Origin of the sequence: Paraburkholderia sp. BR10882 (genome assembly GCF_040948855.1) — a bacterium.
GTDB classification, from domain to species: domain Bacteria; phylum Pseudomonadota; class Gammaproteobacteria; order Burkholderiales; family Burkholderiaceae; genus Paraburkholderia; species Paraburkholderia nodosa_A.
In genome coordinates, this window is sequence record NZ_JBFPKP010000001.1 from 535719 (window position 1) to 549249 (window position 13531).

Consider the following 13531-nt stretch of genomic DNA (forward strand, 5'->3'; position numbering starts at 1 on the left):
GGTTGGTTTTGATGACCTCTCGGGCGCCGCCGCGCTAGACGAGTCCATCGAACAGCATGATGTCGATCGCGTCGCCGGCATCGAGATCGCCGGCCTCATGGGCGAGCACGATGAAGCAGTTCGCCTCGCTCATCGTGCTGAGCGCGCCCGAGCTTTGCGAGCCGGTCGGCGCGACGCGCCACTGGCCGCTGGCGTCGCGGCGCGCGAGGCCGCGCTGGAATTCGGTGCGGCCCGCGCGCTTTTTGATCGGCTGATCGCTCAATGCCGGCACGAGCGGGACGGGCTGCGCTTGCGCGCCCGCCATCGCCAAGAGAGCGGGGCGCACGATCTGGTAGAACGAGACCATCGTCGCGACCGGGTTGCCGGGCAGCCCGAACAGGAGCGCCGCGCGGCCCGCGCCCGGGCGTTCGCCCGACCAGATGCGGCCGAACGCAAGCGGGCGGCCGGGACGCATGGCGAGGCCCCAGAACGAGACGTCGCCGAGCGTTTGCAACTGGGTGCGCGTGAAATCGGCTTCGCCGACCGAGACGCCGCCGGAGGTTAGCACGACATCGGCGGATTCGGCAGCGAGTTTCAGCGTGGCGGCCAGCGCCGCGGGGTCGTCGCGCACGACGCCCAGATCGATCGCCTCGACGTTCAGGCGCTGCAGCATCGCGCCGAGCGCGTAGCGGTTGCTGTCGTAGATGCAGCCCGCTTCGAGCGGCTCGCCTGGCGAGCGCAGTTCGTCGCCGGTCGAGAAGTAGGCCACGCGCAGGCGCTGCTTCACGTGCGCCTCGATGAGGCCGAGCGACGCCAGCAAGCCAATGTCGGACGCGCGCAGCACGCGGCCGGCCGCGAGCGCCGCGCCGCCGCGCGCGAGGTCCTCGCCCTTACGGCGCGCGTTCGCGCCGCGTTTGACGGCGTTTGCTTCGAAAGTGACGACGTCGCCCTGCACAGACACATGCTCTTGCGGCACGACGGTGTCGCAGTTCGCGGGCATCGGCGCGCCGGTCATGATGCGCACGCACGCACCCGCGGCAACGTCGCCCGGGTAAGCGTGACCGGCGAAGGCCTTGCCGCATACGGCGAGCGAGAGGGCGCCGGAGATGTCGGCCAGGGTCGCGCCATCGAACGCGTAGCCGTCCATCGCGGCGTTGTCGTGCGCGGGAACGTCGATGGGCGAAATCACGTCTTCGGCCAGCACACGCGCGAGCGCTTCACGCAGCGGCACGCGTTCGCTCGCCGCAAGCGGCGTCGCCCACTGCAGCACGATGGCCTGGGCGGCGCTGACGGGCAAAGCTTGCGGATCGTACTGGCTGATGCAGCCGGCGCTGCCGGAGGGATGGTTAAGCGTGGTCATCGAGTGAGGAAGCGTCGCATCCGCACGGCGTGTGCGGCGATCGTCCAGGCGGGCGTGCCGGCCGTGTGCCGGGGACGGCGGCCGACCGGGCGGCGCCCGATTGCAATTCAGGCGCGTTCGAGTTCGGCCAGTTCCTGTAAGGAATTGATATTGTAAAACGCACGTTCGTCGGCAAAGGCGACTTCGGTGGCCGTGTGGCGCGCGTACCACGCACGCACCTTGCGCTCGCCGGCGGCGAGGAAGGCGGCGAGGTCGTCGGCGAGCGAGGTGCGTACGAGCGCGAATACCGGGTGCAGCGAGACCACGCCTTCGGCATTCGTCGTGGTCGCGGTCACGATGTCGGCGCGCGCCGAGAGCGCGGCGTGGCCCAGGCGCTCGGCGAGATCGGCCGGCAGCCAGGGCGAGTCGCAGGGCGCCGTGAGGAGCCATTCGGTTTGCGCCGCACGCAGTCCCGCGAGGAGCCCCGCGAGCGGGCCGGGGAAGTCGGGCAGCGTATCGGCGAGCACGCTCGCTCGCCATGGTGCGCCGAGCGCCGCATAAGCATCGCCGTTGCGGTTCGCGCTGATCGAGAGGGCGCCGACCTGCGGCGCGAGGCGCGTGAGCACGTGCGCGGCAAGCGGTTTGCCGTGCAGCATCTGCAAGCCCTTGTCCGCGCCGCCCATACGCTGGCCGCGGCCGCCCGCGAGCACGAGGCCCGTGATCGATGCCGTGGGAATGGGGTTGGCGCTCGTCGGCGTCATGGCTGCTCAGCCGCCGATATAGGACATTTCGATGCGACGCTCGTCGGAGGCCGCCGGCGCCTGCGCGCTGCCCCGCAGCTGCGAATAGCGGTCGGCGCGGCCTTCCCATACCTGCGCGATCGCGCCGGAGATTGCCGTGTCGGTGGCGCCGTTGCGCAACAGCGCGCGCAGGTCGTAACCCATCGAGGCGAAGAGGCACAGGTACAGCTTGCCCTCGGTCGAAAGGCGCGCGCGCGTGCAGTCGCCGCAGAACGCGCGCGTCACGCTGGAGATCGCGCCGATTTCGCCCGCGCCATCTGCGTAGCCCCAGCGCTGCGCCGTTTCGGCGGCGTTGTGGGGCTCCAGCGGCACGAGCGGCCAGTGCTCGGAAATGCGCGCGACGACTTCCGCCGACGGCAGCACTTCGGCCATGTTCCAGCCGTTCGAGGTGCCCACGTCCATGTACTCGATGAAGCGCAGCGTCACATCCGTGCCGCGGAAATGCCGCGCAAGCGGCACGATCTCGCCGTCGTTCGTGCCGCGCTTGACGACCATGTTGACCTTGATCGGCGCGAGACCCACGGCTTGTGCCGCCGCAATGCCGTCGAGCACGTCGGCCACCGCGAAGTCGGCGTCGTTCATGCGGCGAAAGAGGGCGTCGTCGAGGGCGTCCAGGCTCACCGTCACGCGTGTGAGGCCCGCGTCACGCAGCGCGCGCGCCTTGCGGGCAAGCAGCGAGCCATTGGTGGTGAGCGTGATATCGAGCGGTTCGCCTGCGGGCGTACGCAGCGCGGCGAGCCGCTCGATCAGGAATTCGATGTTCTTGCGCAGCAGCGGCTCACCACCCGTGAGGCGGATCTTGGTGACGCCATGCGCGACGAAAAGCCGCGCGAGCCGCTCGATTTCTTCGAGCGAAAGCAGCGCGGAATGGGGCAAAAACGGGTAATCCTTGTCGAACACGGCTCGCGGCATGCAGTACACGCAGCGGAAATTACAGCGGTCCGTGACCGAGATGCGAAGGTCGCGCAGGGGTCTGGCGAGCGCGTCGAAGACCGCGCCAGAAGGCGCGCGCACGGCTTCCGCGGCCGTCCGGGGCAATTCGGGCGGCAGCGATCGAACGTCGGCAACAGGGATGATGCGTCGTGTCATGGTCTCTTCGTTCTCGCGTTAGTTCGATTTTAGCCGAACCAGGACCTGCCTTCAGACAAGGGAGAACGCTGATATATCAAAAAAAGCCCGCCGGGAGGGGCGGGCTTTTCGGGGTGCGCCGGAATCGGGGCCCGGCGGCCAGTTGCCTTGCAGCGCTTACGGCAGGCGGGTGGTCTCGACCTGCTGCATCGGCGTGCTGTCGACCGGCGGCAGCGGCTTGCGCTCGCGCGGCGTGCGTGCGGGCTTGACCAGCTGCGCGGCGGCTTGCTGCGCAGCGCGCAGCTTGTCGGCGTCAGTATTGACCCAGACGAGACCCGCCGATTCCAGCATCGGGCGCAGCGTGTCTGCGGTGGGGGCAGCCGCGGGCGCCGCCGTTGCCACCGGGGCCGGATGCGAGGCAACCGGCTCGGTGATCGCGACGACCGCCGGAGCGGCGGCTACCGCTTCTTGTGCCGGCTCCGGTTGAGCGACGGGCGCTGCTGACGCTGCCACGGGCTCTTCGGTCCGCGGTGCTTCGACGCGATCTTCGCGCACGACAGGCGGCGTTTCGGCCTGAACCGGCTCCACCGGGGCTGCCGGCGCGACCGGTTCGTCCGCTGCGGCAGGGGCCACAGGAGCGACAGGTGCCACAGCTTCTTCGGCCTTCGGCTCGACCGCGTGTGCGGTTTCGACGCTCACCGGTGCGGCTTCGGCAGGTGCCGGAGCCGGCTCGGCAGGAGCCGGAGCTTGCTCTGCAGCGGGCGCGACGGTTTCGACGGGCGCCGTCGTCACTGCAGCGGCAGGCACGTGCCCGGCTTCAACGACGGCGGCTGCGGCCGGCAGTGCGGTCACGACAGGCTCGGCAGCCGCCTCGGTGCGCGCTTCTACGGCCGGTGCTTCATGCACTTGTGCGGCAATGGCAGGCTGCTCGAGCGCCGGTTGGGCGGGGGCGGCTTGCTCTTCGCCTTCCGGTGCATCTGCGCCCGGCGTCAGGCCGGCTGCATCCGTCTCGCGCTCGCGGCGACCACCGCGGCGGCCGCGGCGGCGGCGGCGGCGTTCTTCGCCTTCACGCGGTGCGCCATCTTCGTCGGCACCGGCGCTCACGCCTTCGAGCAGGTCTTCCGTCTGCGGCGCTTCGACGCCTTCGGCGCCTGCCGATGCGGCGTCAAGACGCGCTTCCTGGGCTTCAGCGGCCTCGGCTTGCTGACGGCGACGCGACTCACCGCGCTCGCCACGTTCACCACGCTCGCGGCGCTCGCCACGTGCGGCGCCGGCTTCCGCCGTTACATCGCTACGTTCCTGACCGCGCTCGACGCGTTCGATGCGCTGTTCGCGCTCGGTGCGCGCTTCGCGGGTTTCACGCGGTTCACGTTGCTCGCGCGGTTCGCGCGGTTCGCGTTGTTCACGCGGCTCGCGCGGCTCGCGGACACCACGGCCTTCGCGTGCTTCACGCGGCTCACGCTGTTCGCGTTCCTCACGGCGGCCAGCCGGCTGGCCGGCACGTGCGCCGCCTGCGCTTTCGCCGCGGGCTGCCGCGTCGCGGCCGCCGGAGCGGCGATTGCGGTTGCGATCGCCGCCGGTCTTCTCACCGCGCTCGGTACGCGCTTCGCGGGTCGGACGGGCAGTCTTTTCGGGTTGAGCGACCGGTGCCGGCGCGGGCGCCGCAGCCGGTGCACCGCCAAAGAGACGCTTGACCCAGCCAAAGAAGCCGCCGCCCGCGGGCGTGACAGCCAGTTGTGCCGCGACGGGCGCGGTTTCGGCCGGCTTGACCGGCGCGCTCGGCGCCGGACGCTCCGGCGTGATGCCCTTCACCGCCGCTTCCTGTTTCGGCTTGGCTTCGGCGGTACGCTTGCTGTAGCCGGTTTCCGACTCGAGTTCACGAGCCGCTTCCTCGGCCATCTTCCACGAGGCGCGCGGGTCGTCGAGGCGCGCATCGTCGTGACGCAGGCGCTCGAGCTTGTAGTGCGGCGTTTCGAGGTGCTTGTTCGGGATCAGAACGACCGCAACCTTGAAGCGCGACTCGATCTTGTTGATCTCCGAGCGCTTTTCGTTGAGCAGGAAGGCGGTCACTTCGACCGGCACCTGGCAATGAATTGCCGCGGTGTTTTCCTTCATCGCCTCTTCCTGGATGATGCGCAGCACCTGCAGCGCCGACGATTCCGTATCGCGGATATGACCCGTGCCGTTACAGCGCGGGCAGGTCACGTGGCTGCCTTCCGAGAGGGCGGGGCGCAGGCGCTGGCGCGACAGCTCCATCAGGCCGAAGCGCGAGATCTTGCCCATCTGCACGCGGGCGCGGTCGTGGCGCAGCGCGTCTTTCAGGCGCTGCTCGACTTCGCGCTGGCTCTTGGCCGACTCCATGTCGATGAAGTCGATCACGATCAGGCCGCCCAGGTCGCGCAGACGCAGCTGGCGCGCCACTTCGTCGGCGGCTTCGAGGTTGGTGCGCGCGGCGGTTTCCTCGATGTCGGCGCCCTTGGTGGCGCGCGCCGAGTTCACGTCGATGGCGACCAGGGCTTCGGTGTGGTCGATCACGATCGCGCCGCCCGAGGGCAGCGGCACCGTGCGCGAATACGCCGTCTCGATCTGGTGCTCGATCTGGAAACGCGAGAAAAGCGGCACGTCGTCGTGATACCGCTTCACCTTATTGACATTGTCCGGCATCACGATATCCATGAAGGCGCGCGCCTGGTCATGGATCTCGGTGGTGTCGATGAGGATTTCGCCGATGTCGGGCTGGAAGTAGTCGCGGATCGCGCGAATGACGAGGCTCGATTCCAGGTAGATCAGCATGGGCTGACCGGACTGGCCGGCCTGCGACGCGGCTTCGATGGCGCGCCACAGTTGCAGCAGGTAGTTCAGGTCCCACTGGAGCTCTTCGGCGGAGCGGCCAATGCCGGCCGTACGCGCGATGATGCTCATGCCGTCCGGCAGTTGCAGCTGCGCCATGGTTTCGCGCAGTTCCTGACGGTCGTCGCCCTCGATGCGGCGCGAGACGCCGCCGCCGCGCGGGTTGTTCGGCATGAGCACGAGGTAGCGGCCGGCGAGCGAGATGAACGTGGTGAGGGCGGCGCCCTTGTTGCCGCGCTCTTCCTTCTCGACCTGGACGATCAGCTCCTGGCCTTCCTTGAGGGCGTCCTGAATGCGCGCGCCGCGCATGTCGATGCCTTCGCGGAAGTACTGGCGGGCGACTTCCTTGAACGGCAGGAAGCCGTGGCGGTCTTCGCCGTAGTTGACGAAACACGCCTCGAGCGAAGGCTCGATCCGGGTGACGATCCCCTTGTAGATGTTGCCTTTGCGCTGTTCGCGCCCGGCGGTTTCGATGTCGATGTCGATGAGCTTCTGTCCATCGACGATGGCGACACGCAGTTCTTCCTGCTGTGTCGCGTTGAACAGCATTCGTTTCATTGAACGACTCCAGTGCGTTCGCGCGCGAGCCGCACGGTGCGCGGCGGTGACGCCAGGCAGCACGGTGCGGGCAGCGGCGAGCCGCGCCTTATTGTGTTGTCACAAGCACGCTGGAGCGGGAACGATGGCGGGGAGAATTGCCTTTCCTGGGCGCCGGTCCGGCGTTGCGTTGCCGTGGACGGGGCCGCGTGGGCACATGCGAAATACGTCTTCAAGAAGAGAAGAGACATGCCGCGGGTTCGCGACGGCAACGTTTTCCTGCGCTTCCAATCCACCTGGCTGCCGTGACCATGAACGTGCCGATGGGTGTGCCCATCGCACTGGCCGTGACAGACGCCGGCCGCAGCGGCGAACCGCGCGCGCTTGCGACTGGATCAGGTTCGCGGCCTCAAGATTCAATCAGGGCCGCGCACGGGAAGCTATTCAGGAACGCCCGTCTTCCCCCTCGGGGTGTCTCGCCACTTTTGACGTCGCCGTGTCCCGCACATTGCCGGGACGCTTCGGGCGCTCGCCGTATTTTCGCCACCAGCGCCTCCTGCAGCGGTCACTTCGACCGCGCGGCGGGACGCGCCGGATAAATTCTTTATACCAATGTTCCGTTACCGTCGGAGCCGCCCCTGACCGAACGTGCCTGTGGGCGCCGTCCCTGCCGGAGTGGTGATCCGTGCGTGCAACTCGTTGCTTCTCATCAAACGGGGTGAGCAACCAGCCCCGGGCGCAAGTAAAATAACCGTTTATCGCTTGCAGCCTGCGCTCGCCGCGTGGTCCAAGTCCAGGATAACCCCCTTGGGGTGTCCATTGGGTGGTTCGCAGAACATTTGGCCATTTGGCCTACCGTTGCGTCGGCGCTGGGCAAATTATATTCAGAATGAAAGGGTTAGGCAAAACATCCCAGAATCAGGTCGCAAGCGACCAGGTTTCGTTCGTCGAAATCGACGAGGGCGCGGCCGGTCAGCGCATCGACAATTTTCTCGTGCGCGTCTGCAAAGGCGTGCCGAAAAGCCACATCTATCGCATTTTGCGCAGCGGGGAAGTGCGCGTAAATAAGGGCCGGGTCGACGCGCAGTATCGGCTCGCGGAAGGAGACATCGTGCGCGTGCCGCCCATCCGCACGTCGCAGTCGAATGCGCCGGCCGGCGCCACGCCCGTGCCGGCGGCTCAGTTTCCCATCATCTACGAGGACGACGCGCTGCTCGTCATCGACAAGCCTGCCGGCGTGGCCGTGCACGGCGGCAGCGGGGTGGCGTTCGGCGTGATCGAGCAGTTGCGCGCGGCGCGAACGCAGGGCAAGTTCCTCGAACTGGTCCACCGGCTCGACCGCGAAACGTCGGGCGTGCTGATGCTCGCCAAGAAGCGCGCCGCACTCGTGGGCCTGCATGCGCAGATGCGCGATAACCAGACCGACAAGCGCTATTACGCCTGCGTCCACGGCGAATGGGCGAGCGACTGGGGCCGTCGGCGCGCTGTGAAGGAGCCGCTTCACAAGTATCTGACCCCGGAAGGCGAGCGTCGTGTGCGCGTGCAGCCGGACGGCTTGCCCTCGCATACGGTGTTCAATCTCGTCGAGCGCTGGCCGGGCTACGCGCTGCTCGAAGCCGAACTGAAGACGGGCCGCACGCACCAGATCCGCGTGCACCTCGCTCACCTCGGCCTACCGATCGTCGGTGACGCCAAGTACGGCGACTTCGCGCTCAACAAGGATCTCGCGCGCACGGGCGCGCGGCCGGGCATCAAGCGGATGTTCCTGCATGCGCACCGGTTGAAGCTCGCTCACCCGATCACGGGCGTCCCGTTGCAGTTCGAGGCGCCGCTGCCGGCGGATTGCCGCGGCTTCGTCGACGCGCTGCGCGCGCAGCGCGAGCAAGGCGCGGCAACCGACGCGGCCCGACCTGACGCGGCCCAACCTGACGCGGCGCGTCCCGAATGACACCGAATCTGACAGCGTTTGGAGAAGTCCTGCATGGCTCGAGAGTTATTTGACCTGATTGTGTTCGACTGGGACGGCACCCTGATGGACTCGACCGCCCATATCACGCGCAGCATCCAGGCGGCGTGCCGCGACCTCGGCTTGCCCGTGCCCGGCGACGAGGCGGCGAGCTACGTGATCGGCCTCGGCCTGCGCGAGGCGCTGCAGATCGCCGCGCCCACGCTCGATCCGGCCGACTACCCGCGGCTCGTCGAGCGCTATCGCATCCATTATTTGCTGAAGGACCAGCAGACCGAGCTGTTCGCAGGCGTGCGCGAGATGCTCGCGGAACTGCGCGACACCGGCTACCTGCTCGCCGTGGCGACGGGCAAGAGCCGCGTGGGGTTGAACCGCGCGCTGGCGGATTCGCGGCTCACGAGCCTCTTCGACGGCACCCGCTGCGCCGATGAAACCTTCTCGAAGCCGCATCCGGCCATGCTTCAGGAGCTCACGCGCGAACTGGGGCAGGATCTGGGGCGCACGGTGATGATCGGCGACACGACCCACGATCTGCAGATGGCGATCAACGCGGGCGCGGCTGCCATTGGCGTGGCGTATGGCGCGCACGCATCCGGCGCACTCGAAAAGCTCGAGCCGCGCTTTGTCGCGCCCGACGTTGCTGCGCTCGCGGGCTGGCTGCGGGAGAACGCATGAGCGCGGCGCCCGAGACAGCGGCGCTCGAGCCGGTACGCGTCTGCGCGTCCGACGAACTCACCGAGGGCGGCGAGGGTCGGCGCATGACTGCAATTTACGCGGGCGGCGACGCGGTGGTGTTCTTCGTGCGCTACGGTGGAGAGGTGTACGGCTACCTGAACCGCTGCGCGCACGTGCCGATGGAACTCGACTGGGTCGAGGGCCAGTTCTTCGAGTCCTCGGGGCTCTATCTGATGTGCGCCACGCACGGCGCGATCTACCAGCCCGACACGGGCAAGTGCGTGGGCGGCCCATGCCGCGGCGGGCGTTTGCGCCCCGTGCAAGTCGAGGAACGCGACACGCCCGAGGGGCGTGCGGTATTCTGGCTGCCGGACGACGCTTTGCGTCCGACCCCAACCTGATTCCTCACTTTCGACCCTTTCGACCGTAACCCGCTCGCATGTCCGACAATCCGACCCCTGATTCGAACGAAGCGCCACGCGCGGCTTCGTCAGACCGCGGCGCGCCCGCGCCTGGCTGGGAGCGCGAGGCGCTCGAACGTATCGCGCTCGCGGCCATCACCGAGCAGCGTGCGGCGCGGCGCTGGCGTATTTTCTTTCGCTTCGCGTTTCTCGCCGTGTTCGTGGTGATCGCGTGGGCGATCCTCGATCTGTCGGGCGCGCGCGTGGAGAGTGAAGGGCGCCACACGGCGCTCGTTTCGCTCGACGGCGAAATCGGCTCCGACACCCCGGCGAACGCGGAGGACATCATCAGCGCGCTCGACAGCGCCTTCGACGACGACGGCACCGCGGGCGTCATCCTGCATATCGACAGCCCCGGCGGCAGCCCGGTGCAGGCCGGCATCATCAACGACGAGATCCACCGTCTGCGGATCAAATATCCGGCCATCCCGCTGTATGTGGTGGTGGGCGACATGTGCGCTTCGGGCGGATATTACGTCGCGGCCGCCGCCGACAAGATCTACGTCAACAAGGCGAGCATCGTGGGCTCGATCGGCGTGCTGATGGACGGATTCGGCTTTACCGGCCTCATGGACAAGCTCGGCGTCCAGCGGCGCCTGCGTACCTCGGGAGAAAACAAGGGCTTCTTCGATCCGTTCTCGCCCGACACGCCGAAAATGGACGCGCATGCCCAGGAGATGCTCGACCAGATCCACCAGCAGTTCATCGACGCCGTGAAGGCGGGCCGCGGCAAGCGTCTGAAGGACTCGCCGGATGTCTTCTCGGGCTTGTTCTGGACCGGGCAGAAGAGCGTGGATCTCGGTCTGGCTGACGGCTACGGCGACACCGATTACGTGGCGCGCGAGGTCATCAAGGCGCCGGACGTCGTCGATTACACGGTCAAGCAGAGCCTCACCGATCGCGTGGCGAAGCGCGTGGGCGCGAACATCGGCTCGGCGGCTGTGCATTCGCTGCTGATGGGCGGCAAGCTGTCGGTGCACTGAGCACTGGCGGCGCGTTAGCCGCCGGTCGTCCTCGAGAAAAATCGGCCGCTGCGCGAGGGTTGCGCAGCGGCCGATTCGTTTTTGCGCGCCGAAGGGTTCAGTGCGCGAGCAGCAGGAAGATTGCCGGCCGCTTGTGCAATTCGGGCGCGGGCTTCTTTTTCCAGTCGGACACGGCGCGGCTCACGATCGTCTCGGTGGGCAGCGTGAGATCGGCGGCGACGCACACGAGCGTGGAGGGCGCACAGGTCGCGAGCAGCGCGTCGAGCAGCGTGCGGTTGCGGTAGGGCGTCTCGATGAAGATCTGCGTCTGCTTGCCCTTGCGCGAGATTTGCTCGAGATCGCGCAGCTTTTTCACGCGCTCGTTCGCGTCGACGGGCAGGTACCCGTGAAACGCGAAGCTCTGGCCGTTCAGGCCCGACGCCATCAACGCGAGCAGAATCGAACTCGGACCCACGAGCGGCACGACCTTGATGCCGCGCTCGTGCGCGCGCCGCACGAGCAGCGCGCCCGGATCGGCGACTGCGGGCACGCCGGCCTCGGAAACGAGCCCCGTGTCGATGCCCGCGAGCAGCGGGGCGAGCAGCTTCTCGACCTCGCCGGCGGGCGTGTTGACATTGAGTTCGCGGATCTCGATTTCCTGGATCGGCCGCGTCGTGCCCACGCGCTTGAGGAAGGCGCGCGTGGTCTTCGCGTTTTCGCCGATATAGCTGGCGAGCGCGCCCGCGCGTTCGCGCACGGGCGTCGGCAGGACGGCGTTGAGCGCGGCATCGTCGCCTTCGCCGAGCGTGTTGGGGATCAGGTAGAGGGTGCCCAGGCTCATGCTTGCGTCTCCAGCAACGGGTATCCCGCGGCAAGCAGCATGCGCGTGAGCGCGATGAGCGGCAGGCCGATCAGGGCGGTGGGGTCGTCCGATTCGATCGCTTCGAGCAGTGCGATGCCGAGTCCCTCCGATTTCGCGCTGCCCGCGCAGTCGTAAGGCGTTTCGGCGCGCAGATAGGCGTCGAGCGCGGCGTCGGGCAGGTCGCGAAAGCGCACCTTCGTGACGACGTCGACGGTATCCGTTTGGCCAGTCGCGGTGTCGAGCACGCTCAGGGCACTATGGAACAACACTTCGCGGCCGCGCATGGCCAGCAACTGCTCGAGCGCGCGCTCGTGCGTGCCGGGCTTGCCGATCTGGCGGCCATCGAAGGTGGCGACCTGGTCGGAGCCGATTACCAGCGTTCGCGCCGCGCCGGCGGGCAGCGCGGCGGCCACGGCGCGGGCCTTCGCGGCAGCCAGGCGCAGCGCCGTCGCTTCGGGCGTTTCGCCGGGCTGCGGCGTTTCGTCGACGGCGGGCACGGCCGTGTCGAAGGGAATGCGCAGGCGCTCGAGCAACTCGCGCCGGTAGCGCGAGCTGGAGGCGAGGATGAGGGCGGGGCGGCCCGTGCGCGGGGCCTGCGAGGGAGAATCCTGCATGTTCGATCTGAGTATCGGAGTATGGAAGAGCGGCTGCGAATGTGGCTGCATTTGCGACTGGAGAAAAGGCGGCTGTGGTTTGGCGATTTTCGGGCGGATTTCGCCGTGAAAACGGGGGCGGATATCCCGCAAAACGTCGTCAGAGGCTCCCGAAAACCGCGCTTGCACAGACACTTGCGTACGCGAGCTTAAGTGTTTGACTCACAAAGATAAAGGCGATATGATTTTGGGCTTTTCATCGGTACGCTCTCGTCGCACGTCTTGTGCGGGCGCCTGAATTTCGCGGCGTCACGGCTCGAATGACCTTGCCGGCAGTAGCGTGTCGATGGCGAATGTTGGCAAGCGCAGGTCGATAGCGACCCGTGCGACCCGTGCGGGCCGGCCAGGCTGGATTGCTGCGGGCCGCTGGCGGCTTTCGCGCATCGCTCGCCGCGCCCTAAGCCTTGAAGCAGGAGAGCGCACATGATCGAACACACTGGCAAGCCTGCTGGCGCCGAACTGAATCCGCGCGACTTCGATATCTTCGAATTCGCGCGCAGCGAGCGCGAAGCGGCAGGCGTCGTGCGCGTCTCGCAACTGCCGCGCATGTTAAACGAAGTCCCGGCCGAGGCGCCAGATCGCGACACCGCGTTCACCTGGCAGGCTGCGGGCTTTACCCAGCAGGAATTGCAGGACGACGGCACCGAAGGGCCGCAGCCATACCTGCGGCTGGCTGTTCACGGTGGCGCGTGGCTCACGTGCCAGCGGTGCCTCGCTCCCTACGAGCAGGCATTCAATGCGGATGCGACCTTCCGTATCGTCCAGACGGAAGAAGAGGCGGACGAGTTTCCGCTCGACGACGATGAAGTCGAAGTGATCGTGGGCTCGCGCCATTTCGATCTCGTCGACTTGATCGAAGAGGAGCTGTTGCTCGCGCTGCCGCTGGTGCCGAAGCACGAAGTCTGTCCGGAAATTCACGAAAGCCTCGCCTCGGGTCCCGACGGCGCGGAAGGCGTGGATTCCGTAGACGACGTGCCGGAGCAGGAAATCGAGCCGGAAGAGCGCGTCAACCCGTTTGCGGCGCTCGAATCGCTCAAGAAGGACGGTCCTGGCAGCAAGCACTAAGGGAAGCCTTGGGCGGCTGTGCGGGGCAGGCAGTACCAGACGCGTGGGCCTGAGCCCGGAGTCCGGCCATCCCCCAAGGGTGGCGGCGGCCGGATCGGGCTGTGTTAGAATTCGGAAAATTTTCAGGAGTTATCATGGCAGTTCAACAAAACAAGAAGTCGCCGTCGAAGCGCGGTATGCACCGCTCGCACGATTTCCTCACGGGCGCGCCGCTGGCCGTCGAGCCGAGCACGGGTGAAGTGCATCTGCGTCACCACATCAGCCCGAACGGCTACTACCGCGGCAAGAAAGTCGTCAAGACCAAGAACGACTAA

Annotated in this window: 12 protein-coding genes; 6 read left to right on the forward strand and 6 right to left on the reverse strand. The window is 67.4% G+C overall.

The genetic code is table 11. The features are described 5' to 3' along the window. Positions 1-34: 34 nt before the first annotated feature. The 4 genes from glp to AB3X99_RS02490 all read right to left on the reverse strand — a co-directional run bounded on the left by glp (position 35) and on the right by AB3X99_RS02490 (position 6594). Complete coding sequence (glp, locus tag AB3X99_RS02475; protein ID WP_368616037.1) at positions 35-1339, reverse strand: gephyrin-like molybdotransferase Glp; 1305 nt, start codon at positions 1337-1339, stop codon at positions 35-37. Between the two features lie 107 nt (positions 1340-1446). After that, on the reverse strand, positions 1447-2079 hold the full coding sequence (gene mobA, locus AB3X99_RS02480) for a molybdenum cofactor guanylyltransferase MobA (RefSeq protein WP_368616038.1): 633 nt from the start codon (positions 2077-2079) through the stop codon (positions 1447-1449). Positions 2080-2085: 6 nt separating this feature from the next. After that, a complete protein-coding gene (gene moaA / locus AB3X99_RS02485; RefSeq protein WP_368605498.1) occupies positions 2086-3207 on the reverse strand; it encodes a GTP 3',8-cyclase MoaA in 1122 nt (373 codons plus the stop codon). A gap of 156 nt (positions 3208-3363) precedes the next feature. Beyond that, positions 3364-6594: an Rne/Rng family ribonuclease gene (locus AB3X99_RS02490; protein ID WP_368616039.1), complete on the reverse strand. Its 3231-nt coding sequence runs from the start codon at positions 6592-6594 to the stop codon at positions 3364-3366. 868 nt (positions 6595-7462) lie between these two features. On the opposite strand from AB3X99_RS02490, the gene AB3X99_RS02495 reads away from it, so the two are divergent. Genes AB3X99_RS02495 through AB3X99_RS02510 form a run of 4 tightly spaced genes read left to right on the forward strand, consistent with a single transcriptional unit; the run spans position 7463 to position 10658 of the window. Next, positions 7463-8521 carry an RluA family pseudouridine synthase gene (locus tag AB3X99_RS02495; protein WP_069262581.1) on the forward strand — a complete coding sequence of 353 codons (1059 nt, stop codon included), beginning with the start codon at positions 7463-7465 and terminating at the stop codon, positions 8519-8521. A gap of 33 nt (positions 8522-8554) precedes the next feature. Continuing rightward, complete coding sequence (locus AB3X99_RS02500; RefSeq protein ID WP_069262580.1) at positions 8555-9214, forward strand: HAD-IIIA family hydrolase; 660 nt, start codon at positions 8555-8557, stop codon at positions 9212-9214. Continuing rightward, positions 9211-9615, forward strand: coding sequence for a Rieske (2Fe-2S) protein (locus AB3X99_RS02505; RefSeq protein ID WP_368616040.1), 405 nt, complete (start codon positions 9211-9213; stop codon positions 9613-9615). The genes AB3X99_RS02500 and AB3X99_RS02505 overlap by 4 nt, the downstream gene beginning before the upstream one ends. 38 nt (positions 9616-9653) lie before the next feature. Beyond that, positions 9654-10658, forward strand: a complete 1005-nt coding sequence (locus AB3X99_RS02510; protein WP_368616041.1) for a S49 family peptidase — start codon at positions 9654-9656, stop codon at positions 10656-10658. Between the two features lie 97 nt (positions 10659-10755). On the opposite strand, the gene AB3X99_RS02515 is transcribed toward AB3X99_RS02510, so the two are convergent. Together AB3X99_RS02515 and AB3X99_RS02520 are read right to left on the reverse strand one after the other, a co-directional pair. Next, on the reverse strand, positions 10756-11478 hold the full coding sequence (locus tag AB3X99_RS02515; protein ID WP_342945442.1) for an SAM-dependent methyltransferase: 723 nt from the start codon (positions 11476-11478) through the stop codon (positions 10756-10758). Continuing rightward, a complete protein-coding gene (locus AB3X99_RS02520; RefSeq protein WP_342945443.1) occupies positions 11475-12113 on the reverse strand; it encodes a Maf-like protein in 639 nt (212 codons plus the stop codon). Before AB3X99_RS02520 ends, AB3X99_RS02515 begins: the two co-directional genes overlap by 4 nt. A 462-nt stretch (positions 12114-12575) precedes the next feature. On the opposite strand from AB3X99_RS02520, the gene AB3X99_RS02525 reads away from it, so the two are divergent. Further along, on the forward strand, positions 12576-13217 hold the full coding sequence (locus tag AB3X99_RS02525) for a DUF177 domain-containing protein (protein ID WP_368616042.1): 642 nt from the start codon (positions 12576-12578) through the stop codon (positions 13215-13217). 134 nt (positions 13218-13351) lie between these two features. Continuing rightward, positions 13352-13531 (forward strand): 50S ribosomal protein L32, encoded by a 180-nt coding sequence (gene rpmF / locus AB3X99_RS02530; RefSeq protein ID WP_018441573.1) that lies wholly within the window; start codon positions 13352-13354, stop codon positions 13529-13531.

Coding starts and splice junctions, on each gene's coding strand:
- AB3X99_RS02515 (WP_342945442.1), bottom strand. CDS start 11,478: ATGAGCCTGGGCACCCTCTACCTGATCCCCAACACGCTCGGCGAAGGC.
- AB3X99_RS02520 (WP_342945443.1), bottom strand. CDS start 12,113: ATGCAGGATTCTCCCTCGCAGGCCCCGCGCACGGGCCGCCCCGCCCTC.
- AB3X99_RS02510 (WP_368616041.1), top strand. CDS start 9,654: ATGTCCGACAATCCGACCCCTGATTCGAACGAAGCGCCACGCGCGGCT.
- AB3X99_RS02525 (WP_368616042.1), top strand. CDS start 12,576: ATGATCGAACACACTGGCAAGCCTGCTGGCGCCGAACTGAATCCGCGC.
- glp (WP_368616037.1), bottom strand. CDS start 1,339: ATGACCACGCTTAACCATCCCTCCGGCAGCGCCGGCTGCATCAGCCAG.
- AB3X99_RS02500 (WP_069262580.1), top strand. CDS start 8,555: ATGGCTCGAGAGTTATTTGACCTGATTGTGTTCGACTGGGACGGCACC.
- mobA (WP_368616038.1), bottom strand. CDS start 2,079: ATGACGCCGACGAGCGCCAACCCCATTCCCACGGCATCGATCACGGGC.
- moaA (WP_368605498.1), bottom strand. CDS start 3,207: ATGACACGACGCATCATCCCTGTTGCCGACGTTCGATCGCTGCCGCCC.
- AB3X99_RS02495 (WP_069262581.1), top strand. CDS start 7,463: ATGAAAGGGTTAGGCAAAACATCCCAGAATCAGGTCGCAAGCGACCAG.
- AB3X99_RS02490 (WP_368616039.1), bottom strand. CDS start 6,594: ATGAAACGAATGCTGTTCAACGCGACACAGCAGGAAGAACTGCGTGTC.
- rpmF (WP_018441573.1), top strand. CDS start 13,352: ATGGCAGTTCAACAAAACAAGAAGTCGCCGTCGAAGCGCGGTATGCAC.
- AB3X99_RS02505 (WP_368616040.1), top strand. CDS start 9,211: ATGAGCGCGGCGCCCGAGACAGCGGCGCTCGAGCCGGTACGCGTCTGC.